At 62.9% G+C, this 23,396-nt stretch carries 24 protein-coding genes and 1 tRNA gene; 12 read left to right on the forward strand and 13 right to left on the reverse strand.

Features of this window, described 5'->3' with window-relative positions:
• Window positions 1-244: 244 nt before the first annotated feature.
• The 3 genes from ACK4TE_RS14090 to ACK4TE_RS14100 form a co-directional block, all read right to left on the reverse strand.
• The gene (locus ACK4TE_RS14090; protein WP_409912168.1) at window positions 245-652 is read right to left on the reverse strand and encodes a hypothetical protein; all 408 of its coding nucleotides are present in this window, start codon (window positions 650-652) and stop codon (window positions 245-247) included.
• Between the two features lie 15 nt (window positions 653-667).
• Entirely contained in the window at window positions 668-871 is a 204-nt protein-coding gene (locus ACK4TE_RS14095) for a hypothetical protein (protein ID WP_409912169.1), read from the reverse strand.
• Between the two features lie 483 nt (window positions 872-1,354).
• Window positions 1,355-2,590, reverse strand: a complete 1,236-nt coding sequence (locus ACK4TE_RS14100; RefSeq protein ID WP_409912170.1) for a tyrosine-type recombinase/integrase — start codon at window positions 2,588-2,590, stop codon at window positions 1,355-1,357.
• 365 nt (window positions 2,591-2,955) lie between these two features.
• Here ACK4TE_RS14100 and ACK4TE_RS14105 point away from each other — a divergent pair.
• The 5 genes from ACK4TE_RS14105 to ACK4TE_RS14125 all read left to right on the forward strand — a co-directional run bounded on the left by ACK4TE_RS14105 (window position 2,956) and on the right by ACK4TE_RS14125 (window position 7,662).
• Window positions 2,956-3,032: transfer RNA gene (locus tag ACK4TE_RS14105), tRNA-Ser, on the forward strand.
• Between the two features lie 67 nt (window positions 3,033-3,099).
• The gene (locus tag ACK4TE_RS14110) at window positions 3,100-3,819 is read left to right on the forward strand and encodes a carboxypeptidase-like regulatory domain-containing protein (protein ID WP_409912171.1); all 720 of its coding nucleotides are present in this window, start codon (window positions 3,100-3,102) and stop codon (window positions 3,817-3,819) included.
• Window positions 3,820-3,945: 126 nt separating this feature from the next.
• On the forward strand, window positions 3,946-5,136 hold the full coding sequence (locus tag ACK4TE_RS14115; protein WP_409912172.1) for a cell surface protein: 1,191 nt from the start codon (window positions 3,946-3,948) through the stop codon (window positions 5,134-5,136).
• Window positions 5,133-6,083, forward strand: a complete 951-nt coding sequence (locus tag ACK4TE_RS14120; RefSeq protein WP_409912173.1) for a DUF6384 family protein — start codon at window positions 5,133-5,135, stop codon at window positions 6,081-6,083. Before ACK4TE_RS14115 ends, ACK4TE_RS14120 begins: the two co-directional genes overlap by 4 nt.
• Window positions 6,084-6,087: 4 nt before the next feature.
• Window positions 6,088-7,662 carry a hypothetical protein gene (locus ACK4TE_RS14125; RefSeq protein WP_409912174.1) on the forward strand — a complete coding sequence of 525 codons (1,575 nt, stop codon included), beginning with the start codon at window positions 6,088-6,090 and terminating at the stop codon, window positions 7,660-7,662.
• Here ACK4TE_RS14125 and ACK4TE_RS14130 read toward each other — a convergent pair.
• From ACK4TE_RS14130 to fliL, 5 genes are all read right to left on the reverse strand, one after another.
• Entirely contained in the window at window positions 7,659-8,867 is a 1,209-nt protein-coding gene (locus tag ACK4TE_RS14130; RefSeq protein WP_409912175.1) for an acyl-CoA dehydrogenase family protein, read from the reverse strand. The genes ACK4TE_RS14125 and ACK4TE_RS14130 overlap by 4 nt on opposite strands.
• Window positions 8,864-9,787: an oxygenase MpaB family protein gene (locus ACK4TE_RS14135; protein WP_409912176.1), complete on the reverse strand. Its 924-nt coding sequence runs from the start codon at window positions 9,785-9,787 to the stop codon at window positions 8,864-8,866. The genes ACK4TE_RS14130 and ACK4TE_RS14135 overlap by 4 nt, the downstream gene beginning before the upstream one ends.
• 94 nt (window positions 9,788-9,881) lie before the next feature.
• Entirely contained in the window at window positions 9,882-10,508 is a 627-nt protein-coding gene (locus ACK4TE_RS14140; RefSeq protein ID WP_409912177.1) for a MotE family protein, read from the reverse strand.
• Between the two features lie 113 nt (window positions 10,509-10,621).
• Window positions 10,622-11,104, reverse strand: a complete 483-nt coding sequence (locus ACK4TE_RS14145) for a DUF6468 domain-containing protein (protein ID WP_409912178.1) — start codon at window positions 11,102-11,104, stop codon at window positions 10,622-10,624.
• A 9-nt stretch (window positions 11,105-11,113) separates the two neighbouring features.
• A complete protein-coding gene (fliL, locus tag ACK4TE_RS14150; RefSeq protein ID WP_409912179.1) occupies window positions 11,114-11,647 on the reverse strand; it encodes a flagellar basal body-associated protein FliL in 534 nt (177 codons plus the stop codon).
• Window positions 11,648-11,773: 126 nt separating this feature from the next.
• Between fliL and fliF the strand changes: the two genes are divergently transcribed.
• From fliF to ACK4TE_RS14175, 5 genes are read left to right on the forward strand one after another with little or no spacing between them, the layout of a single operon-like run.
• Window positions 11,774-13,324 carry a flagellar basal-body MS-ring/collar protein FliF gene (fliF, locus tag ACK4TE_RS14155; RefSeq protein WP_409912180.1) on the forward strand — a complete coding sequence of 517 codons (1,551 nt, stop codon included), beginning with the start codon at window positions 11,774-11,776 and terminating at the stop codon, window positions 13,322-13,324.
• The gene (locus ACK4TE_RS14160) at window positions 13,317-13,919 is read left to right on the forward strand and encodes a hypothetical protein (RefSeq protein WP_409912181.1); all 603 of its coding nucleotides are present in this window, start codon (window positions 13,317-13,319) and stop codon (window positions 13,917-13,919) included. The genes fliF and ACK4TE_RS14160 overlap by 8 nt, the downstream gene beginning before the upstream one ends.
• Before the next feature lie 4 nt (window positions 13,920-13,923).
• Window positions 13,924-14,244: a FliM/FliN family flagellar motor switch protein gene (locus tag ACK4TE_RS14165; protein ID WP_409912182.1), complete on the forward strand. Its 321-nt coding sequence runs from the start codon at window positions 13,924-13,926 to the stop codon at window positions 14,242-14,244.
• A gap of 1 nt (window position 14,245) precedes the next feature.
• Window positions 14,246-14,998, forward strand: coding sequence for a flagellar type III secretion system pore protein FliP (locus tag ACK4TE_RS14170; RefSeq protein WP_409912183.1), 753 nt, complete (start codon window positions 14,246-14,248; stop codon window positions 14,996-14,998).
• Window positions 14,995-16,092 (forward strand): FliG C-terminal domain-containing protein, encoded by a 1,098-nt coding sequence (locus ACK4TE_RS14175; RefSeq protein WP_409912184.1) that lies wholly within the window; start codon window positions 14,995-14,997, stop codon window positions 16,090-16,092. The genes ACK4TE_RS14170 and ACK4TE_RS14175 overlap by 4 nt, the downstream gene beginning before the upstream one ends.
• A gap of 58 nt (window positions 16,093-16,150) precedes the next feature.
• Here ACK4TE_RS14175 and ACK4TE_RS14180 read toward each other — a convergent pair whose 3' ends face one another.
• The 5 genes from ACK4TE_RS14180 to ACK4TE_RS14200 all read right to left on the reverse strand — a co-directional run bounded on the left by ACK4TE_RS14180 (window position 16,151) and on the right by ACK4TE_RS14200 (window position 21,979).
• Window positions 16,151-17,260 carry a flagellar basal body P-ring protein FlgI gene (locus ACK4TE_RS14180; RefSeq protein ID WP_409912185.1) on the reverse strand — a complete coding sequence of 370 codons (1,110 nt, stop codon included), beginning with the start codon at window positions 17,258-17,260 and terminating at the stop codon, window positions 16,151-16,153.
• 4 nt (window positions 17,261-17,264) lie between these two features.
• A complete protein-coding gene (locus ACK4TE_RS14185) occupies window positions 17,265-18,245 on the reverse strand; it encodes a flagellin (RefSeq protein ID WP_409912186.1) in 981 nt (326 codons plus the stop codon).
• Between the two features lie 4 nt (window positions 18,246-18,249).
• Window positions 18,250-19,698 carry a flagellar hook-associated protein FlgK gene (gene flgK, locus ACK4TE_RS14190; RefSeq protein ID WP_409912187.1) on the reverse strand — a complete coding sequence of 483 codons (1,449 nt, stop codon included), beginning with the start codon at window positions 19,696-19,698 and terminating at the stop codon, window positions 18,250-18,252.
• Window positions 19,699-19,725: 27 nt separating this feature from the next.
• Window positions 19,726-21,030, reverse strand: coding sequence for a flagellar hook protein FlgE (locus tag ACK4TE_RS14195; protein ID WP_409912188.1), 1,305 nt, complete (start codon window positions 21,028-21,030; stop codon window positions 19,726-19,728).
• A gap of 127 nt (window positions 21,031-21,157) precedes the next feature.
• Window positions 21,158-21,979 (reverse strand): flagellar motor protein MotB, encoded by an 822-nt coding sequence (locus ACK4TE_RS14200; RefSeq protein ID WP_409912189.1) that lies wholly within the window; start codon window positions 21,977-21,979, stop codon window positions 21,158-21,160.
• A gap of 160 nt (window positions 21,980-22,139) precedes the next feature.
• Here ACK4TE_RS14200 and ACK4TE_RS14205 point away from each other — a divergent pair, with 160 nt between their 5' ends.
• Window positions 22,140-23,039, forward strand: coding sequence for a hypothetical protein (locus ACK4TE_RS14205; protein ID WP_409912190.1), 900 nt, complete (start codon window positions 22,140-22,142; stop codon window positions 23,037-23,039).
• Between the two features lie 52 nt (window positions 23,040-23,091).
• Window positions 23,092-23,396 (forward strand): motility-associated protein (locus ACK4TE_RS14210; protein WP_409912191.1); only part of this gene is annotated, 305 nt, incomplete at its 3' end.

The following is a 23,396-nucleotide window of genomic DNA, read 5'->3' on the forward strand; positions in this document are numbered from 1 at the left end:
GCAGGTCATGGCATGGCCCACAGGTCGCGCGGCGACCTGTGAGTTTAGTCCATCCGCCAGCGGAGCTTTTTCCTCGAATGGAGACGCTTGAGCCGTGCCGACACGCAGTCTGGACCAGTTACTCATCTCCTCACGGCTCGCGTCATCGGCGAACCGGGGCGACACTTTCGGCAGGCGAGGTCAGCGCCAGCTTTCGCGTGCGGACCGGGAGCTGCTCGAAGGAGAGATCGGCCGAGGGCGGCGTTCAGGGCAGGGGGGCGGCAGCGGGACGAAAGCGCCGTCGGTGCGACCGGGCCGCGCCAACGAAGCCGGCCGTCAGGGAGGCGGGCCAGGAGCAGTGTATGCGCCTGATCTGCGCCAGCAGGCCGTCATCAAGATCCACTACTTCAATCATGCAGGCGGTGGCGGCGGCGCGCTTGCGGCCCACGCCCGCTATGTCGCGCGTGACGCGGCAAGGCCGGAAGACCGAGATATGCCGACTACGGACGGGCCGGTTTCCGAGGAGCGCGAGACGGGACAGAGCGAAGCGCGAGCGCATGCAAACTATCTCGCGAGAGGCGAACAAGAGCGCCGCGCGTTTTACGACCGGGAGCATGAAGGCGTTGATGGCGGCGCCCGCGCCGCCGAATGGGCAAAGTCCGACAAGCGCCATTTCCGGCTTATCCTTTCAGCCGAACGCGGTGATGAAATCGGAGACCTGCCAGCCTACACGCGGGAAGTGATGGCGCGGGCCGAAGTCCAACTTGGCTCGCGTCTCTCCTGGGTCGCGGCCGACCATCATGATACGGGTCATTCGCATACCCACATCATCCTGCGCGGGCGCCGCGCCAACGGCCAGGACCTCGTCATTCCGAAAGACTTCATCCGGCATGGGTTCCGGAACATTGCCCGGGATGTCGCAACCGAATGGCTGGGTGCCCGTACGCGCGATCAGGCTCGAGAGGCGCTGGATCGAGAAGTGATGCGCCACGCGCCGACGAGGCTCGACCGCATGATTGCAGACCAGTTGCCGGAAGAGGGCAGCGTCCGGGTTAGCCGGCTTGCGTCCCCAAACGGCGACCGCGCCGTCAGCCGCGCCCTTCGGGCCCGCGCGCGCGAACTCGCCGGCATGCGGCTCGCCGCAGAAACGAAGCGCGGCGTCCTGACCTTCGAGCCGGACTGGCAGGACCGGCTAAAAAGCCATGGAGCTGCATCTCGATATCCGCAAACGGCTTCTCGAGCAGCAGCGTCTCCAGCGCGAAGCTCAGGAGAGGTCTCGTGCGCGGTCGGCCGGGAAGGGGCTGGAGCGATGATGGCGAATTATGAGGGGCCGGCGGCGGACAGGCTGAAAGCTCCCGCGCCGCCATCTGACGATCTACTTCATGGCTTTGGCCAGCCGCGCCACTTCGACCGCCCAGGCATCGAGCGCCGCGCGCTTCTGAGGCAAGTAGGTGTTTCGGTTATAGACTTGCGTGATCGCGGGCCCCGGCGGGGTATGATTGAGGATACGGCTGACGATCTCTCCCATCACGTTGAGGCGTTCCGATGTCATCATGGTTGCGCCCGTTCGGCGCATGTCATGCAGGGTCAGGTCCGGGATCTTGAGCGACTCGGTCAGTCGCGCGAAGTAGCGTGTCACAACATGCGGTTCGATCGGCTCGCCATCTCGCCCTGGAAACGCGTAGCCGTCACCGCGCCCGGCAAATGCAAAACGAAGAAGATCCACCGCCGCGTCAGACAGCGGCACAGAGTGTGGTCCTTTCTTGTTCTTGGTGCGCGGACCCGGAATGGTCCACACCCTGTTGTCCCAGTCGATTTCTCTCCAATGGATACCGCAAACCTCGCCGCGCCGTTGCAGCGTGAGTATGGCGATCTGGATCGCCAGCGTGGACGTAAGACCGTCGGAACGCCCGCCGTGACGAAGACCGGTCAGGGCCTTCCAAGTTTTCGCTAGTTCCTCGGGAGTGCCAACGCGCTCCCGGCTGACCTTTGGAAAGGGTTTGATCGGTTGCGCCGGATTGATGCCAAGCATGCCCTGTTCTGCCGCGAAGCCGAGCAGGCGGCGCAAAATCTCAAGAGTTGTGTTTGCGGCCCCCGGCCCGCTCGTCTGTGCGAGCGAGCGGAGGAAAGTGCTCAGCTCACTCGTCGTCAGGTTCGCAACCGGCCGATTGCCGAAGGCGGGTTCGATATGCCGCTTGAAATAACCTGCTTCCAGATCGTTCCGGCTTTTGGCACGGCGAAGCTGAACTTCTGAAAAGTAGATCGACCAGACCCGCGCCACGGTGTTTTCCCGCCGCTCGCTTGCGGCTTGGCGAGCGGTGCGGCGCTCGGTTGTTGGGTCTACGCCGGAGAGCTGTATCGAGGCCAACATCTCCATGGCCTTGTTACGTGCCTGATCCAGCGTGAGAATCTTTGCATCGCCGATAAGCGGTTCACGTTGTCGTCCGTCGGCGTCGCGGTAGACGACAAAGTAGCCCTTGGAGCCGGTATGGGACACGGTCAGGACAAGACCGGGCACCCGGTCATCCCAATAGCGCGCCTTCTTTTTTCCGAGTGCGCCGGCGCTGTTCACCGAGCTCTGAGTGAGGCGAACGGAGTTGCGAATGGGCACTTTTTGCTCCTTTTTTGGGACCCGAGAATAGACCCATTGATTTTATGAGGTTTTTAGTCGGCAGCTTTGCTGAAAGATCTCGCCAAAACGGTCTGAAAGACGCTATAGTGACCCCTACGAAACTTCAAAAGTGACCACGAAACTCCGAAAAACTTGGACTGAAAACATTGAGTTTTTTCGGGAGAAGTTTCTAGGAGTGACCACTACGCTAATGACCCTTACGGTTAAATCCCACTACTATATTTCCACCCAGCAAAATTCCAACAAAAATGGCCGGGTCTGGTCGGTCGTAATGCCCTTTTACCGTAGTGGCCACTATTTTTAAAGTCTATATTTTACAGTAAATTACGGGCGTAATCTGGCTTGGTCGGTTTTTATCACCCAGCAGTGTTTTGCGTTGACATCGTAGGGGTCACAAGTTCGAACCTTGTACCGCCCACCATTTCCAGCTTTTTCTTGATTTGAGGCTCTCAGCCGTTAGCGTTCCGAAAACCGGAACGGAGCCCCGCATGTCGCGCCTCATACTGAAAACGTTCGCGCTGGGCGTCGCCTGCCTTTACCTGACCGCTTGCGTTACGCGGCGCGAGTTTGTGGTGGCGCCGGAGACGGGCGGGGTTGTGATCGATGCGGAAACGGGCGCGCCGGTGGAGGGCGCCGAAGTGCGCTTCGGGGGCGTTGACGCGATTGCGTCTGTCGTGACGGGGCCGGACGGGCGCTTTGCGCTGCCGGGGCTTAAGGAGAAGCGGACGATAGTTGCCATGCCGATGGGCGGGGTATTCCGGGATGCGGCGCGGGTGCAGGCTTCGGCGCCGGGCAGGGCAGAAGCTTTTGCGACCGCCGCCTTCATTCAGGGCGGGCGGCCGGCATCGGCGCTCTACCGGGTGACTGTGCTGATGTTTCCAGAGGACGCGGCGGAGACCGCGTTGCATGCGCTGATGCGCGAGTGCACCGAGGGCGCCGAGCAGGCCCATGCCCTGCAGTTTGCAGGCTACGTTTCGGGTATTGACCCGGCAAACCCGCCTGGCTGGCTGGATGAGGACACTGTGCAAGCCTTGCAGGAGCATCTGAGCCTTGCGCTGCCCGCATCTGGTTTCCAGTCCTGTGCGCAGATGAATGAGGCGTATGCGCTCTTCCGGGCGCAGCTGGAACCGCTGGAGGCGCTTGAACGCGCGACTTACATAGAGAAGCTGCCGCCGCACCTCAGGCCAGCGGCGGAGTCCGGAGACTGACAGGGCGGGGCTGGTCCGGGAAATATTCGTCGTTTTTCGATAAAATCTCTCTTGTGCAGCGGCGCGCCGTTGCTACCTATATCGCAACGTCCGCAGGCCTCGCGGGTGGCAAGGGAGATTTCGATCATGGCAGCAGTGACCAAGAGCCCGACGGCGCTTCAGTATCTGGACAAGGCGATGGGCGGGCTGAAACAGCTTGGCCTCGTGCCGGGCGGCAAGAGCGGCGCGGCGCCCATCGTGGCGCTGCTGGAGCAGATTTCCGATCTCGAGCCGGAGAAGGTGGCGGCCATCGCGCGCACGCTGGACCAGGCGAGCCTGTTCAATGATGTCGTGCGCGAGCAGATTTCCGGCATCACGGTCGGCGAGCGCTATGAGGGCATTACCAAGGCGTTCAACACTATCCGGGATGACGCCAAGTCGCTGGTCGATCAGTATGCGGACGGCAAGATTTCGACCATGGAGCGGGTCGGCAATGTCTGGATGAAGATGACGCGCGGCGATATCGCCAGCCGGTTCGGCAAGATCAAGGATCTCTACCTCGAAGTTCAGGACGAGACGGCGAACCAGATCGACCGGGAGCGGAAGATCCTGGAGGCCTATCTCGATTTCCGCGGGGCGATGAAACAGTCCGAAGTGCTGGCGCTGGAAGTGCTGAAGGCGGCGGAAGGCAAGCTGGATGCGGCGAAGGTGCGCGTCGGCGAGGCCGTGGCGGCGGTGGCTGCGTATGCAGGCGAAGAGCCTGCAGAGCGCGCACGGCTGGAACTGGCGCGCGATGAGCAGCTGCGCCAGTTGCAGAACGAGGAGAAGCGCTACCAGATCGCCAAGGACCTCTCGGACAATATCACCATCGGCTACAATACGTCTGAGGTCGTGATGGCGCGGCTGGTGCAGACGACGACGGCGAAGGACCGGGTGTATGCCCAGTCCGTGAGCTTCTTCTCGACGAACGAGGTGGTGCTGACGGCGCTGACGGCGAGCTTTACCGGCATGCACGGCCTGCACGAGTCCACGCAGACGCTGGAAGCGATGAAGAAGGGCGTCGATCAGAGCCTGGAAGTGCTGGCCGATATTGGCGGCAAGGTGCAGGAGGCCGCCGTGAAGGCCGGCTATGGGCCGACGGTTTCGGCGGCGTCCGTGAAGATGCTGGTCGATTCGGTCGTCAACTATCAGGAACGTACACAGACGATCATCGCCGAGATGCGCAAGCTCGCCACGGAAAACTCGAAGGAGATCCGCGAGGCAGTGGAAGATGGCAAGCGCCGACTGACGAAACTGGTTGAGGAGGGCGCGGCCCTCGCGCTGCTGCCGAAACCGTGAGCGATACTGCCGTCCCGGCTGTCCGTGATACGAGCAAGCTCGACGATGTCCTCCTTGCGATGGATGTCGTCGACACGCTGCGCCACCGCGAACAGCTTGTCCTGACCGAGATGGATGCCGGCGCGCGCGAGGCGGCGCTGCTGGCGCGGCTGAAGGAAATCTATGCCGCGCAGGGTATTGATGTTCCCGACCGTATCCTGAAGGAAGGCGTGCAGGCGCTGGAGGAGAAGCGGTTCGTGTATGTGCCGCCGAAGCCGTCGCTGGGTGTGACACTGGCGAAGATTTACATCACGCGCAGCCGGTGGATGGCGCCGGTGACGTTTGGTGTTGTCTCGCTCGCGGCATTGTTCGGCGCCTGGCAGGTCGGTGTGGTCCAGCCGGAGAAGGCGCGAGCGGCTGCGGCGCAGGTTGAACTTTCCGAGACGCTGCCGGCTGAGCTGTCGCGCCTGCATGGCGAAGTGTCGGCGCTCGCGCTGGAAGAAGGCGCGAAGCTGAAGGCGGATGCCCTGCTGGCGGATGGACAGCGCGCGATCGCGGCGAAGGATGCAGGCGCTGCACGCGCCGCGCGCGATGGGCTGTCGGAATTGCAGGGCGATCTTGCTGCCATCTATGAGGTGCGTGTCGTCTATGGGCCGGGCGAGGCACGCTCCGGCGTATTCCGGATTCCGGACGATGTGCCGGGCGCGCGCAATTTCTATCTGATCGTCGAGGCGGTGGATCCGGCGGGGCGCCTCGTGACCGTGCCGGTGAGCAGTGAGGAAGACCGCCGCGCAGCGCGCGTGACGCGCTGGGGCCAGCGGGTGAGCGAGGAGGTGTTTAACCGGGTGGCCGCCGACAAGGGCGATGACCAGATCATCCAGGAGGCCGTGATCGGGCAGAAGCGGGCAGGGTATCTTGCCCCTCAGTACACTGTCGATACGCCGGGTGGGGCGATCCTCGAATGGTGACGCGATGAGCAGCTGGATCAACGGGCGCGACGCGCTGGCCGAACTCGATACGCAGGTCGGGCGCATCCGCACGTCTTTGGCGGCGGCGCTGTCTGCAGCGGACGGCATCGAGGCGCGGCGCACGATCATTCAGGGCGAGCAGGCCGAAGCCTACCGGGCTCTTGCAGCGATCCGCCTGGATGTGCTGCAGGCCTCCAGCAAGGCAGAGTTCGGACGGGCGGGCGAGACAGCACGCGCGCTGGCGGAGCGCCATTCGGCCTTTGTGGCGAGCGAGCGCGCGGCGCTGGAAGCAGCGGCAGAGGCCGTGGCGAAGCAGGAACATCGGCGTACGGAGCTTGCGGCGCAGTATGATGCCGCCGTTGCGGCATATGAAGCGAAGGTTGCGGAGACCGAGGCGGCGCTGAAACAGAGCGAAGCCTATACGGCGCTCGTCGAGGCGGCGGAGGAAGCGCGCGCGGTGACGCAGCGGGCGCACCAGAAACTTCTCCTCGCGCGCACCGACCGCGAGGAGAAGGGCGCACCCTACGAACAGGACCCGCTGTTCAGCTATCTGTGGAAGCGCAAGTTCCGCTCGTCGGAGTACAAGGCGCCTGCGATCACGCGTTTCCTTGATGGGTGGGTCGCAAAGCTTTGCCGGTATGATCAGGCGTTTCTGAACTATCAGCGTCTGACAGAGCTGCCGGACCGGATTGCGGAACATGCGGCCTATGTTGCGGGGCTGGAGGAGAAGGCGGAGGCCGCGCTGGTGGCGGCGGAAGAGCGCGCGATGGCAGAGGCCGGTGTTGAGCAGCTGAAGTCTGGCGCGGATGCGATCAAAGCGGAGATGGCATCATGCGATGCAGCGATTGCGGAGGCGGAAGAGCGTCACCGCGAAACGGCGCAGCGGCATGAGGCAGCGCAGAACGAGGAGGCGGGGCCGGCGGTTGAGGCGCGCGCGCTGCTCATTGCAGAGCTGCGCAAGGCGAGCTTTCCGGACCTGCGCATCCTTGCGGCGGAGACTGTGGAGCTGGAAGACGACCGGATCGTCGATACGCTCGTGCGGTTGCGCGCCGAGGAGATGGCGCTTGAGCTGGAGGCATCCGACCGGATGCGGCGGCCGAAAATTCTGCGCGATGATCTCGCCGTGATGGAAGGCCTGCGCCGCCAGTTCAAGGAAGCGCGCTATGATAGTCCGTATGCGCTCATTTCGCGCGCGGCCTTTGACGACATGCTGGCAAACCTTGCGCGAGGGCAGACGGATATCCGCGAAGCGTTGCGCAAGCTGAGCCGGGCGGTGCGCCGCAGCGAGCCGCAGGCACATCCGGATTTCGGCGGCCGCCGCCGGCAGGTGACGATTGGCCTGCCGGACATCATGGGCGGCATGATTGGCGGTGTGCTGGGAGAAATTCTCGAAGAGGTGTTCGAGGAAACGACCCGGCGCGGCGGTGGGTATGGCAGCGGGCCGATCTTTCCGGGACCGCCGAAGCGCGCGTCGCGGCCTTCCTCCGGCAGCCGGTCTTTCCCGAAAGGGGGAGGGCGCAGCAGCGGCGGCGGTGGACGCCGGGGTGGCGGCGGGTTCAGGACGGGCGGTGGCTTTTAAAGCCCCAGCTGGCCTTTCGAGAGAATGCCGCGCTGGATTTCGTTTGAGCCGGCATAGATCGAACCGGCGCGGTCGTTGAGATATTTCGGCGTGACCGTGACAGCGCTTTCGGGACCAACGCGCGGTGTGTTCAAGCCTTCGAAGCCGGGCACGGGGCCGCCTGGCGAGGTGTGGTGCGGCTGGAAGGGCGCGGCATAGACGCCGGCAAGTTCGAGCGCGAGTTCTGTGAGGTGCTGGCTGAGTTCGGTCCCGCGAATCTTCATCATCGAGGCCTTGAGGCCGGGTGTTCCGCTCCCGGAGATTTCCGACATGAGCTGGAGTTCGGCGGCTTCGAGGGCCTGCGCTTCGGCTTCAGCCTGTGAGAGCTTGCGGGCGAAGTCAGCGTCCAGGAGGCCTTCTTCGGCGGCGATCTGGCGGAGGTTGCGCACCCGCGAGAGCAGGCGCGGGCCATAGGCCGATCCGCCGCGTTCGAACTCGAGCAGGTATTTCGCGACCGTCCAGCCTTCGTTGATCTTGCCGACGACATTCGCTTTCGGCACCCGCACATCGGTGAAGAAGACCGCGTTCTGGATATGCTCGCCCGACAGCATCAGGATCGGGTCGACGCGCACGCCGGGCTGGCCCATGTCGATCAGCAGGAAGGTGATGCCCTGCTGCGGCTTGCCGTTCGCATCCGTCCGTACAAGGCAGAACATCATGTTGGCTTCGTGGGCGTGCGTCGTCCAGATCTTGGAGCCGTTGCAGATGAAATGATCGCCATCATCGATGGCGGACATGGTGAGGGCGGCAAGGTCCGAGCCGGCATGGGGTTCGGAATAACCCTGGCACCAGAAGTCTTCACCCGACAGGATGCGGGGGAGGTAGTGACCCTTCTGCGCCTTCGAGCCGTGGCCGATGAGGGCGGGGCCGCACATGCCGATGCCCATGGGCGACAGCGGCGGAGCGCCGGCGCGGGCCATTTCAACGTCGAAGATGTAGCGCTGCGCGGTGCTCCAACCAGTGCCGCCATATTCGACGGGCCAGGACGGGCAGGCCCAGCCTTTCGCGACGAGGATGCGCTGCCACTCCATCGCGATGGGCTTGGTGGAATAGACGCTGGTCATGCGCTTTGCGTAAGCGCGCAGGTCAGCGGTAAGCTTGTCGGCGAGGAAGTCGCGGACTTCTTCGCGGAAGGTTTCTTCTTCGCGCGTGAAAGCGAGGTTCATGCCGAGGCTTCCTGTTGGGCGGTGGGCAGGGGTGTGGCGGCGAGGATGCGGGCGCGTTCGGCCTCGCTTTTCCAGAGGAAACTGCGCGGAAGGCCAAGGCGTTCGCAGGCTTGTGCAGGCGGGCCGGATGTGTCGGGGATGGTTTCGGCAATGCGCGCCATGGAGCGGACGGCGAAGCGGCCTGCGGGGGTGAGGTCATAGTCCGCGCCAAGGCCGAGTCGTACGCGCACCTCCGGCGGAAGGATGCTGACGGCGGCGTTGACGAGCGAGGATTGCAGCCCCTTGGGCACGCCGGGCGCGGCGCGGCCGGATTTCATGATGTCCAGGAATTCGGTGTTGATCGGATGTGGCTCGAATCGGGGCAGGAGACGGCGCATCATCTCGTCGAAGTGTTCGAGTGAGCGCAGCTTTTCCTGCACGCCGTAGAGACCGGCGACGGTTTCGCCTTCGGCAAAGAAACGCAGCTTGTCGCCGTAGCTCAGGGGACGGACGAACTGGTCATAGGCGACGAGGAAGCCATAACCTGCCGTGGCGCTGACCCAGTCCAGAAGCTCCGGCTCGAGCGCGCGATAGGCTTCGCCCTTCGGCGTTTCGCCGCTGACCTTCGCGTGCATGTTGGTGACGCCCTGGATGACGCGGCGGGCGGCCTGCTGCGGACCATAGACGCCAAGCATGGCGGCAGTGCCGGTACGCTTCGAGCGGCCGATGGGATCGGTCTTGAAAACCGAATGATCCCAGACGCCGGAGCGGATGCGGGCGTCCGCGAATTCCAGCAGCACGGCGCAGATGCCGCCGATGGCGAGCGCGACGGGGTTCTTGAACACCTGCCAGGAAACGGAGTCAGGCCCGGCAAAGGCGGGCGCGCCGGCAGGCTGGGTATAGTCGACCTTCCAGCCGAGATAGGTTTTGGGTGCGTCCATCTTCCGCCTCCGGAACATGGCGGAATCTAACGCAGATGACGCGCCCCAGAAAGGCGCGACGTAGGGTCAGATATCGCTGGGAAAAGGGGCCGGATCAGCCGTTGTTCGGGGCGTTGCGCACGTCAGCATTCATGCTGGCGAGCCGGACGCTGACGACATAGGCCTTTTTCGATTCCATGTTGGCGAGGATCAGGCCTGCCTGCTCGGAATTCATCAGGCGCAGGAAGCCGGCGGCAAAGGAGGGGTCCATCTGGTTGAAGATGGTCGCCGCCTGATCGGGCTTCATCACCGAATACATCTGCGCCAGATGGCGGATGTCATTGTCCGAGGCGGCCTGGATTTCCTTCCAGCGCTCTTCGAGCGTCGCCTGAAGGGTCTGCAGCTCCACGGTCTGATTTTCGAGTTCCTTTTCCCAGGCTTTCAGGGCGAGCTGTTCCTGCTTCAGCTCTTCCTTCTGGGATTCGAACAGCCACTGGTCCTCTGCAACAAGGGCCGCAGACTCGGTGGTGAAGCAGACTTCCTGAGGGCCGCCCTGGGCGGCGTCGGTTGCGGCCTTGATATCGGTCTTTGCAGGCGCGGCGGCGGTGTCGGTTTCCGGTGCAGCCTTGGTGTTCTCGGCAAAGGCGAGATCGTTGGGCAGGAAGCGGGTTGCCCCGCCGATCGTGAACAGGACGCCGAGTGTCAGGAGGACGTGAGACGTATTGGGCTTACCGATGGCCATGAGACTGTTCGCATTCTTCGATCAGATGTCTGGATCTGAGCGCAATGTCTTCGGGGTTGGTTACCAAAAGGTTTCGCGTGTTCACGAATTCTTAGGGCGGCGGGATGCGCGCGTCAGACGGTGCGCGAGCGAGCAGGGGCACCGGCAGGCGTCAGCGTGCTGGCCGCAGCGTCATCCGACATCGAGCGCATCTGACGCATGAGAGTGGTCATCTCTGCGATCCGTTCCTTCGACTGGTCGAGCACGGTGCGCATCATGACATAGAGGTCCATCTGCGCTGTCTGGACTTCATCGGTCGCGGCAGCCTTGGCGGAGTCGACCGAGGCGATGGTCTCCTCCAGCTTCTTGCAGGTTTTCTCCGCCTCGGAGATCAGGTGGGCAAGCCGGGTGGCCATCGATTCAACGCGCACGCGGGTGTCCTGCGTGGTCGAGGACATCTGCGAGATGGAGTTCGACAGGGCAGTAATCGTCGCGCCAAGTCCGTCGCGGGTGTTCTGCAGCGCCTTGAGGCGCTTGCTGAGCACGAAACAGTAGATGCAGGCCGCCGAGGAGACCAGGAAGATGGCGATGTCCGTGGGCTCGATGCTGAAGGGCATGGGCTGGGCCTATCTCAGGAGAAACTCGGTGATCAGGACGCCCTTCGAGACCGAGTTGCCGAGAACCAGCTCCGAACGGCGCGCCAGTTGTTCGCGCAGGTTCGAATAAAAGGCGGGATTCTCGAAATCCTCAAGCTCCAGCGCGCGCAGATAGGTGTTGAAGGCGTCGATGAGCATGGGTTCGGCATTCTTCACGGCCTGGGCGCCGGCCGCGTCCGTGACGACCGAAACGTTCATCTTCAGGTACCGGGTCGCAGGCGTGCTGCCGACCGTGATCAGGATTTCCTTGAGTTCGACATAGGACTGGCCGGGCGCAGCGAGCGGGGTGGTAGTTTCCGCAACGACTTCGGGGGCAGGGCAGGCTGCCGCTGCGTCAACCGGGGCGGGCGTCAGGAAGTAGAAGAGGCCGAAGGAGCTGGCGAGCGAAGCCGCGCCGAGCATCAGCAGGCCAATCATGCCGCCGCCGCCCTTCTTGGCGTCTCCGCCACCGGCATCTGCTGCCGGTGCTTTCTCCGGTTTTGGTTTGTCTGGCTTCTTGGCCATTTTGACCCCGATGTCACCACATCCGCACGGCTGCTTAGACCAATCTCTAGTAAAGATAACCTTAACGATTTCGGGTCAGATTTTTACCATTGTAGCAGAATCGACGCCGGCCGGGGCCAATAGTTTATGAAATTCATCGAAACGCTTAAGGGTTTGCCCCTGTCTCGGCAGATCATGCTTGGGGCAGCCGTCCTGGGGATCATCGCGGCCATGAGCTTCATGGTCCAGGGCGCAACCCGGGATCCGATGGCCTTGCTCTATTCCGGGCTCGAGCCGCAATATGCCGGCGAGATCATCGAAGAGTTGGAGAAGACTGGCACGCCCTACAAGATCGAAGGCGGCGCCATCTTCATTCCGCAGGGCAAGCGGGACCAGGTGCGCTTTGCGCTCGCCCGTGAAGGCCTGCCGCGCCAGTCCGTGCAGGGCTATGAACTGCTGGACGAGGTGAATGGCTTCTCCGTCACTTCGGAAATGTACAACGCCGCCTACTGGCGCGCCAAGGAAGGCGAGCTGACGCGGACCATCCTGGCGATCCCGGGCGTTACCTCGGCCCGCGTGCATATCGGCGCGAGCCTGCGTTCGGGCTTTGCCCGTTCCCAGCCGGCCCAGACGGCTTCCGTCACGCTTTCCTCCGCACGCGGACTGTCGCAGAGCCAGGCAGAAGCCATCCAGTATCTTGTGGCACTCGCTGTCTCCGGCCTGAAGCCGGAAGACGTCGCCGTCATTGATCCGAGCAAGGGCATCATTGCCGGTCCCAAGGTCGAGAAGGGGCTGGCTGAGCCGTCTGTCGCCGCGGAAGACCAGGCGAGCCTGCTGGAGGCGAAAATCCTGCGTCTCCTGAGCGCCCGTGTCGGCGACGGCAATGCGCGGGTCTCCGTGTCGGTGGATGTCAGCCGCGAGCGGCAGAGAATTTCGGAAGTCTCGTTTGATCCCCAGTCGCGGGTCGTCCGTAACCGGACGGTCAACGATACGAACCAGACCGGCAGTGGCAGCGCCGGAGCTCTGACCGTGGCCAGCAACCTGCCACAGGAAGAGGGCGGGGCGGCGGGCGGGTCGTCGAACACGTCGAAAACATCTTCGGAAAGCATCAGTTACGAGATCAATGAGACCCGCCGCGAGACAGAGAAACTTCCGGGTCAGATTGAGCGCATCTCGATTGCCGTTCTCCTCAACGAGCAGGCGCTGGGTATTGATCCGGCCGCAGCGGATGCGGCCACGCTGCGCCAGACCCTGATCGCGGACCTGCAGCAGTTGGTGATCTCCGGTGCGGGCCTCAACATTGATCGCGGCGATGCTATTTCGGTCGAGCTCATGCCTTTCCAGGAAATTCCGGCTTCTGAAATGACACCGGCACCGGGCATGATGGAACAACTGATCCAGCGCTATTTCTGGTCCGGGCTACAGGCCTTGCTGCTTGGCGTTGTCGTCATCGTGCTGGCCTTCGGGGTCGTGCGCCCGCTCCTGTCGCAGAAGCCGCAGGATGAGGAAGAGGCGGCTGCTGCAGCTGCGGGTGCAGGGAGTGTGGCCGCTGGGGCAGCAGGCGGCGTGCCGGTGGGCAATCCGGAAACCGATCCGTTCAGCTACCTCAAGGATTATGCCAAGGAGCGCCAGGACGAGACCGCCGCGCTGCTCCAGCAATGGCTGAATGAAGACCAGAAGGTCGCTGTCAATGAGTGAGCCGGTTTTCGCGGGCCTGCCGAGATTTGATATTGTCTCCGCAACGCCGCCGGGCAACTGGCGGCGGCCGCTCGATGAGGCACCGCTTGCGCGTCCCGCCGCGCCGTCCATTGCTCCGCCCAGGGAGGATATTCCCTCTCAGGCTATTGCGGCTGAAGCGCCCCCGGTGCGTCCTGCCGATCTTGTACAGGTGGAAGCTGCGCTGAAGTCGATTGCCGCGCGGCTTGACCGGATCGAGCGCGATGCGCAGGCGCAGGCTATGCAGGCCGTGCAGACGATGACTGCGAAGCTTTTTCCGGAACTCTCGCGCCGCTTTCTTGCAGAAGAGATCGGGCGCAGCCTGCCGAGGCTGGTGCCCCAGTCGGCGGCGGTGATCGAGATCCGGGCAGGGGAGGCGCTGGCGGCTGAGCTGCAGACGCGGATCGCGGCCATGCCCGGTCTTGCCAATCGCTGCACCGTGCTGTCTTCGGGAAGCGAGAGCGCCGGACAGGCCGACATTTCCTGGCAGAGCGGCGGCGTCAGTTTCGATTTTGATGCCCTGCTGGCGACCCTGCAGGCGCAGCTCAACCCGTCTCAACCCATGACCAAGGAGTAGAGGAATGGCCAATCCCGAAAAAGCGCCGGATGATGCCGGCCAGGATCGCCGCGAAGCATCCGGACGCAACGCCTTCAGGCGGTCGATCTACAGCGTGCCGGTGACGGTGACGGTGTCGATTGGCCAGAAACGCCTCAGCGTTTCCGAAATCCTCGAGCTGCAACCAGAATCCATCGTGCCGCTGACGGCGCGGATTGATGATCCGGTCGACCTCACCATCGACAATAAGCTGATTGCGAAGGGCGAGCTGGTCGAGACTGGCGATGGCGGCATTGCGGTCAAGATCATCGAGATTGTCGAGCGGTCTGGCGACGGAATTGGCTGACATGAACGTCTTCCTGCGGACGATCCTGCTGATCGCGCTGGCCATTCTTCTGGCCGGCGGCGCGCAGGCGCAGGAAGCGCTGGGCCCGGCGGGCCTGGACGGCCTGATCACCGGATCCGACGGGCGCCTGTCCAGCTCGGTGATCCAGCTCCTCGTGCTGGTCTCCGTGCTGAGCCTCGTGCCCGGCATCGCGATGATGGTCACCTGCCTGCCGTTCATGGTGATCGTCTTCTCGTTCATGCGGCAGGCGATCGGCGTGCAGCAGGCGCCGCCGAACATGATGATCATGGCGCTTGCCATGTTCCTGACCTTCTTCGTGATGGAACCGGTCTTCATGGCGGCATGGCAGAACGGCATCACGCCCTACATGGATGGCAACCTGACCGAAGCGCAGGCCTGGACGCTGACGACCGAGCCGTTCCGCGCCTTCATGATGCAGCGCACCGACCCGGAAGCGCTGATGGTTCTGGGCGACGCCGTGAACCGGCCGGTGGTGGACGGGGAGGAGCCTGCGTTCTCGCTGCTCGCGACCTCCTTCATGCTCAGCGAGATCAAGCATGCGTTCCAGATCGGTTTCGTCATTTTCCTTCCGTTTATGGTAATTGATCTGGTGGTAGCGTCGGTGCTGATGGCTGTCGGCATGATGATGGTGCCGCCGACGGTCGTGTCGCTGCCGTTCAAGCTTGGCTTCTTCGTGCTGGCCGATGGCTGGCTGAAGATTACCGAGGCGGTACTCAGAGGATATGCTGTATGACAACCGCGCCGAAATCGAATGTGACGCCGCTTCGCCCGGCTTCTGCGGCGCCGGCGCGCATGGGCCGGTCGGGCGGCGGCGCGATTACGCCGTCGCAGCGGGCGGCCGTGATCATTGCGTTGCTCGGTGAGGCCGCAGCGAAGCCCATCGTCGAGAAGCTGGATGATGCGGCGCTCGCCAAGGTGGTTACGGCGCTGGAACATATTTCCGTGCTGGCGCGCGAGGAACTCGCAGAGATCGTGATCGATTTCCTGACGCAGCTGCGGGCCACGTCCGGCGCGCTGCGCGGGGGGCGGGGCAAGGCGCGCGAGCTTCTGGCGGGCGTGGTTGATCCGGCGCGCCTCAACGCGCTGTTCGGGACGGAGAGCGGAGACGAACTGCCTGAGTCGGCGGATGTCTGGGAGCGGCTGCGCCAGCGCGAGCCGCGTCAGGTGGCCGAGTATCTTGGTCGGCTCTCGCCGAACGTCATTGCGCTGATCCTGCGCAAGCTGGACGCCGGGGCTGCATCCAGCATTCTCTGCCTCTTGCCGGATGATAAGGTCAGCCCGACGCTCGGCCATATGGTGGAGGCGGCGAAAGTCGATCCGAGCATCGATTCCGTCCTTGAGCGGATGGTCGAGCTGGAATTCCTGAACAACAAGGAAGAAGAAGCCCAATCCGGCGATGGTTATCTTGAGACCATCGGGGAAGTGCTGAGCCTGATTCCTGACCAGAAGCGGGACAGTCTCGTCAGCTTCCTGCGCGCGCAGCATGAAGGCAAGCTGGCAATCATCCAGAAGGGTCTGTTCACGATCGAGGAGCTGCCGGATATCCTGCCGCGCAATTCCGTGCCAGTCGTGTTCCGCGAAATTCAGGGCGATGATATCGCCAAGGTGCTGGCGAGCCTCCGGACGTCCTATCCGCAGGTCAACGACTATCTGCTGGGCAATATCTCGTCGCGGATGGCCGAGCAGTTCAAGGACCAGATCAACGATATGCCGGAAGTACCGCAGGAGCAGGCGGATACGCTGCAACGCGACTTCCTGACCCGGCTCATGGACATGAAGCGGCGCGGCCTGATCACCATGGCCAAGGGCAGCGACTACCCGTCCTGAGTCTCAATCCTGTTGCATGCGGAAGGGCAGGGCGGCGCCGCTGTCCTGCCTTGTCCCGTCAGCGGATGACCAGTTCCGCGTGAATGGCCCCGGCCGTCTTCATCGAGCGGATGATATCGGCCATTTCCTGCGGTGAGACACCGAGTGCATTGAGGCCGGCGATCAGCTGGGACAGCGTGACGTTCGGCTGCAGCATCGCGATCTGGTTGCTGCCGGTATTTGTGATCTGGATGTCCGAGCGCGGCAATACGATGGTTTCGCCCTTCGCGAAGGGGTTCGGTTGAGAGGCGACGGGGTATTCGGTCACCTTGATCGAGATATTGCCTTGCGCGATGGCGACGCGCGAGATGGTGACATCCTCGCCGAGCACAATCGTGCCCGATTTCTCGTCGATGACAATGCGTGCCCGGGAGGCGACCGTTACCGGCAGGTTCTCGATGCTTGCGAGCAGGCGCGACGGAGTGTCCCGCATGCCGCGCAGATCAAGCTGGATGGTGCCGGAATCGCGCATCGACGCGATGGGCAGTCCCAGCGCATCGTTGATCGTCTCTTCAATCCTCGCGGCGGTCGAGAAGTCCGGATTGCGCAGGGCGAGCTGCAGGCTGTCGCGGTGGTTGAAGTCGAAATTCACTTCGCGCTCGACACGCGCGCCGTTCGGCACCGTGCCGCCGGTGGGCGTGCCGCGCGTCTCGCGGGCAGCCTTGGCCTTCACATCTATCCCGCTGACAAGGATCGAGCCCTGGGCGACAGCATAGACTTCATTGTCGGCGCCTTTCAGCGGCGTCAGGATCAGGGTGCCGCCCTGCAGGTTCGAGGCGTCACCAATGGAGGAGACGGACACATCAATGGCAGAGCCGGCGCGCGCGAACGGGGGCAGGGAGGCGGTGACGAGTACGGCCGCGACGTTCTTCGGCTTGATCTCTTCGCCCTGCACATTGACGCCGAGGCGCTCGAGCATGTGGGTGAGCGAATCCTCCGTGAACGGTGAATTGCGGACCGTATCGCCCGTACCATTGAGACCGACGACAATGCCGTAGCCCACGAGGTCGTTGTGGCGCACGCCTTCGACATCCACGATGTCCCGGATGCGTGTCTGCGCAGTCGCCGCAGGTGCGATCAGCGGAAGCGTGAGGGCGAGGGCAGCGAAGAGCCAGTGGGTCCGTTTCATCGGATTACCTCAGATAATTCAGAAGCGAGAGGGAAGAGAGACGGGAGGTCAGCATGTAGGACGCCTCCAGCGAGGATTCGAGTTGTTTCAGGGCAGAGGCCGCTTCGTACTGGTCGCGTGCCGTCAGCGCGTTGAAGGCGCTGGTGTAGATTGTCTCTTCGATGTCGAGCGTCTTCAGCTGGTATTCGATCCGCTGCTGGGTCACGCCGATATCGGAGCGCAGGCTGGTCAGCGAGCCGAGGCCCGTGAAGGTTGTCTCGGCGGCGAGTGTGACGATGCCGGGCTCTTGGGTGAACACCGCTGGCTGGGTCGACGGCGCCGCCAGCGCCATCACGGCCAGCCCGCGAATGAGTTCGGTGAGGGCAGGGTGCACCGCCGTTACAGCATCCGGATCGGATGTGTTGGCCGAACCGGTATAGATCGAAGACTGCCAGGTGCCGCCCGGCGTGTTGAAATAGGTATCGAGCGCTGCCTGGAAGTCCGCGCCGGTTGCCGAAGCGTCCGCCAGCTGGCGCAGATCGCTCAGCAGGGTGGATGAGGGGACGAGCGGCTGGCTCGCCGTGGCATCGCCCGAGAACAGGTAGCGTTCGCCAAAGCGGACATTGAGCGAGGTGAAGACAACGCCGAGCGCTGCTTCCGCATTGCGCGCGGCGAGCGCCTGGTCCGTCTGGCTGCCGATGCCGATGGCGGCACGCATCGCAACATCGATACCCTGGACGCGGTCCTGAATGGTCTTGAGGCTCAGCTGCGCAACGTCGAGACGCCCCGCGCGGATGTTCAGGGTTTCGCGTTGCAGGGTGAGATTGTCGAGCGCCTGCTTGCTCAGCATCGCGGTGCCGATGCGGCCGGAGAGGTGCGCGGTCAGGTCCGACCAGCGCCCCGTAGTTGCCTCTTCGGCGGTGCGGGTGAGTTCCTTGCGCAGATCGGAGATGTTCTGCGTGAACTGGGCCGAGATGATGTTGCTGCTGGTGGTGGTGATGGTCATGACCTCAGAGCTCCATCAGAATCTTGATCAGCTGGCTGGCGACTTCGATGACGCGCGCATTCGCGGCATAGGCCTGCTCGACCAGCAGCAGTTCCTGCATTTGTGCGTCGATATCGACGCCCGTTTCAGCCTGCTCATATTCGACCATGACCGCATGCTGGACATTGACGGAGGAGAGAACCGATTCGTGGTGAATGCGCGACTGGCCTGCAAGCGATGAGAGCTGGGCAACCAGTTCGCTCGCCGAGAAAGTGCCGCTGATCCCGTTTGAATTGATTGTCTGCATACTGGTGAAGGCGGTAAACATGCCCTGCAGGATCGAAGAATTGCCCGGATCGCCTGGCGCGCCTGAGCCGAGGCCATCACGCAGGCGCCAGAGGGCGCCGCCTTGCGCGGGGTCCACGGCAGCGTTTATGGAGATGCGGCTCGCAAGGCCGGCACCGATGGCACTGTCAGGATCAACAAACAGACCATACTCGCCGGGAGTCTTGGTGGGGTCGATGCTGTCGTCCGAGAGACGTGCGATCAGGTCGGCGGCGACCGTGTCCAGCTGCGCGCTGAACTTGGGAAGATCGGTGTCGCGAAGCGTGAACAGCGCGCCGAACATGCCGCCCGAGATGGCCGCAAAGGAATCCGTGCCGGGCGTCAGCGACACGCCGTCAACCGTGAGGCCTGACAATTGCCCACCGGCGAGGGTCTGGCCTGGCCCGAATGCAGATGAGGCAGAAAACTCGATTTCGCGTGCCTTTCCGGCAACGAGGTAGACGCCTTCTTTCGTGAGCACATCGATGGTGCCGCTGTCGCGGTCGACCGTCTGGATCGGCAGGTATTCGGAAATGGTGTCGAGGACGCGCTGGCGCTCGTCCATCAGGGCGGCGGCCTGCCCGCTGGTCCGGTCGATACCGGCGAGTTGCTTGTTGAGGTATTCGACCTTCTTCAGGGCGTTGTTGACGACATTGACGCCGTCCGAAATCTCGCGGTCCGCTTCGGCGCGCTGCGTGCGCACCATGTCGGAAAGGCTGTTCAGCTCACGGACAATACCTTTGGCGGCATCGAGAAGGGAAGCGGCATTCGATGTCGATTCCGGTGAGGTCGCGGCACGCGACAACGCGGTCTGGAAGTTCGCAAAGGTATTGAACAGGCCTGCACCGGTCGTCTTGTCACCGATCCGGGCGGATATCGATTTCCAGGTCGAGGCCATCACATTGGCCTGCGACAGGCCGCTGGTCAGGTCGCGGCGCTGGGTCTTGATGGCATCATCATAGGCACGCGCGATGCCATCGATACGGACCCCGGCGGTGGTTCCGCCGAGGACTGTTTCGCTGAGAGAGACGGAGCGGCGGACATATCCCGGCGTCGTCGCGTTGGCGACGTTGGTCGCCACGATCTCGGCCCTCAGGCTGGAAACCTGAAGGCCGGACCGGGCGGTGTTGATGGCGGATGATATGCTCACGTCGCGTATCCCTCAGGACGCTTCGATCTATCGCTTCAGGTTCGTTGTTTCCTGAAGCATTTCATCTACCGTCTGAACGATTTTGGCATTAGACGAGTACGCACGCTGCGTCTCGATCAGGTCGGTCAGTTCGGCTGCGATGTCGGTGGTCGATTCCATCAGCGCAAAGCCGGAGATGGTGCCCACCGGGCCGGTGCCGGCATCCCAGAGATACAGGTTGCCGCTCGATGCGGAGACGGAGAAGGCCTGAGCATCAAGGGCGCGCAAGCCGTTCATGTTCGGAACATCGCCCACCGGGATCTGGTACAACGTGCGGCGGAAGCCGGTATCGTAGATCGCCTGCAGGTAGCCCTTCTCGTCGATCTCGACAGCCTGGAGGTCACCGATCGGTGCGCCATCCTTCGTGACAGCGGTCGGCGCAAACGGCGCGGCAAGCTGGGTAATGCCCGAGGAGTCGCTCGGCCGGCCAATGAAGACCTCAACCGGGCCATGCACCAGGTTGATCGACACAATGCCGGTTGCCGGATCGTAGCTTGCGCCGTTCGACGCGGCGGCGGAACCAATGCGGCCGCCAGCTGCAGACGTGTCGAGGAAGTCGATCTGCAGGTCGCCGATGGATGTCGACGGATTGCCGGCGCCGTCGAAGATCTGAACGTTCCACTCATTGCTGGCACCGGAGGCAGGAATGACCGGATTGAACTCAAAGGTGAGAACATGGGCGCGGCCCAGGTTGTCGAAATATTCGACCGGCAGCGTGTAGGTCTGTGCGGTCGAGGTGGAGCGAGTTGCGTCCGCCGGGATGTTGATGCCGAGATCGATACGGCTGGTCGGCGTGGCGATATACTGCGAGGTGGCGATGTTTACCGGCTGAAGGCTCACGCCGCTGTTGCGGCTGACATTGCCGATTTCGCCAGCAGAGTCAGCCGGCCAACCAAGCAGGAACAATCCGCTCTGCGTGCGCAGGTTACCGTTCTGGTCGGCATAGAAGGAGCCCGTAGGCGCAAGCATCAGGTTACGCTCCGACGGCCCGAGGGCCAGGCCGCCATTGTCCGTAACCGGAAAAAGTCCGCGCCCGGAGACGGCGATGTCCGTCGCGTTGCCGGTTGAGATCAGCGAGCCGGTGGCCGCGATATCCTTGAAGGTGTCGACGCGCACACCGCCGGCGGCATAGGCCGACGTGCGCTGCTGCAGCACCATGCTGGAGAAGTCCACGAGGCTGCGCTTGTAGCCGTAGGTCGCTGAGTTGGCGATGTTGTCGGAGATGGTGGCGAGGCGCGTCGAGTTGACGTTAAGCCCCATGACCCCCGCATTCAGGGAGGATGAAATGCTCATATCTGGTTGCTCCTGCGTCAGATACTCCGCAAATTGAAAGCAACTCGTAAATAAGCTGATAACCGGCGTTCATACAGATTCACTTCCGGAGTGTCCGTGTGCGGTCATTCGGGAAGAGGGCGACGGCCTATTCAGTCAGGATGGTGATCGAGATCCGGCGGTTCTGGGCCGCTGACGGCCGCTCGGGGATCAGCGGATCGGTATCGGCCTTGCCGGAGACTTCGCGGATGCGGGACGGGGAGATGCCGGCACGCATCAGCTGGCGCCGGGCCGTGTTCGCCCGGTCGGCCGAGAGGTTCCAGTTGTCGTAGATGGCATTGTTCCGGTAGCTCAGATTGTCGGTGTGGCCGACGATCTTGAGATCATTGCTGAAGTTCGAGAACGAACCTGACACGAGGCCGAGCAGTTCGACCAGCAGGTCGGACGGCTCGCTGCGCCCGACGGGGAAGAGGGGCGTGCTCTCGGAATCGACGAGCTCGAGGACGATGCCTTCCGGCGACATCTTGATCAGCAGGTGCTCGGACAGCGCCTTGCTTTCCTTGCTAAGCGATTCTTTCAGGCTCTGAAGATTCTGTTCGATTTGCTTGTTCTTGGCGTCGGTTTCGGCCTGGCTGGTGGCTGGCGACTCGACGCTGCGCTCGCGCGAAGCACCGGTGCCCATGCGCGCCAGTGTTTCCTCGGTGAAAATGGACGAGCCATTGAGGCCGTCCGGGCCGCCGCCAGAGATACGGCTGATCGGAATGGTCGGATTGAAATAGTCGGCAAGGCCCTTGCGCTGCTCTTCCGTAGTCGCGTTGAGCAGCCACATCAGCAGGAAGAACGCCATCATCGCGGTCACGAAGTCGGCATAGGCAACCTTCCACGCACCCCCGTGGTGGCCGCCGCCTTTGACGACTTTCTTCCGCTTGATGATGATGGGTTGCACTGCTGCAACCGGCTCGGACTTCATGGGCCACCTGAACTGTTCAGATGCCCGGATTACCAGAGCGATCTCAAATATCCGCGTAGAATTCCCGTATGGTTACCGGCTTACCGATAACCATTCTTCAACCAATTCCGGCCAATTCACTAGAGGGTTAACAGCGCGCCCGGTTCCGTAAAGGTTTGTCATGTCCTCAGTACTGCGCAAGAAGATCGATGCGGGGGCAGGCATCCCTCCGACGATCCTTCAGTACCAGGAATTCTGGGACATGCTGCAGGCCAAGATCGCAGCTTGGATCTTCGACACTTACGGTGTCGAGGCAAAGCCTGCGCCGGAGGTGCGCAAGGTTGTGCCGGGAAATGTCGCTGCGGCACAGCTTGAGGCGTCACAAAGCCTTGTTTTCAATTCAAGAATATCTCCCGGGCTCTGCGCGGTGGCCGTCGATACGGCCGGCGCAGCGATGAATGCTGGCGTGCGCCTTGCCCAGGGTGATGACCCGATGGAAGGCGCCTCGGCCCTGTTCCTCAAGCTCCTGTTCGAGGCGCCGGGCCTGTCGCTCTGGCGCTCACTCGCGGCCAGCCTGGAGGGCCATATCCCGACACCCGGACATGCTCCGTTGTCGGATTATGCAGGCGCGGCGGGCGGGTTTGACCCGGTGCATCGTTACCTGATGATCGGTTTTGGCTTCGCCCGGGGGGAGACGCGTGGCCGGTTGTGGCTGGTCTTTGACAACGACTTTGTCATGCATCACGCCCTTGCCGCGCAGGACCAGGCCGGTGCCCGGCGCGGCGGGTCAAATGCGCGCGATACGGACGCCCTGCGCGCCAGCGTGCGCACGTCGACCATCCGGCTCGACGGTGTCCTCGAGCGCCTGCAGATGACGATCGGCCAGTGTTCCCGGCTCGAGATCGGACAGATCCTGCCGCTTGCCGAGGCCGATACGGCGCGGATCACGCTGCAGGCGGAGACAGTTAACGGAAGCGTCGCGATCGGCGTTGCGGAGATGGGGGTTTGGAAGCGTCAGCGCGCGCTGAAGCTCAACACCCCGATCCTTGAACCTTTTACACGGGAATTGTCGAAACTTTGACGCTTAGGGGACTACAGCCCCGGGCAGATGGTCCGGAGCAGGGAGACAGGCAGTGAATGCGATTTTAGGTTTGGCAGTCACAGTGGTGATGGTGTTCGGCGGCTACCTTCTGGCCGGCGGGAAACTTGAAATCATCCTGCACTCTCTGCCGTTCGAGATGATGATGATCGGCGGCGCGGCCACCGGCGCGTTCCTTGCGGCGAACGATTTCACGACGATCAAGCACACGCTTGGCGACGTCGTCGCTGCATTCAAGGGCGCCAAGTGGAAGAAGAAGGACTATCAGGACCTGCTCTGCCTGATGCATGAGCTGCTCACGGTCCTGAAGCAGAACCCGGTCGACATCGAAACCCATAT

This window comes from Hyphomonas sp. (assembly GCF_046313975.1).
Taxonomy (GTDB): domain Bacteria; phylum Pseudomonadota; class Alphaproteobacteria; order Caulobacterales; family Hyphomonadaceae; genus Hyphomonas.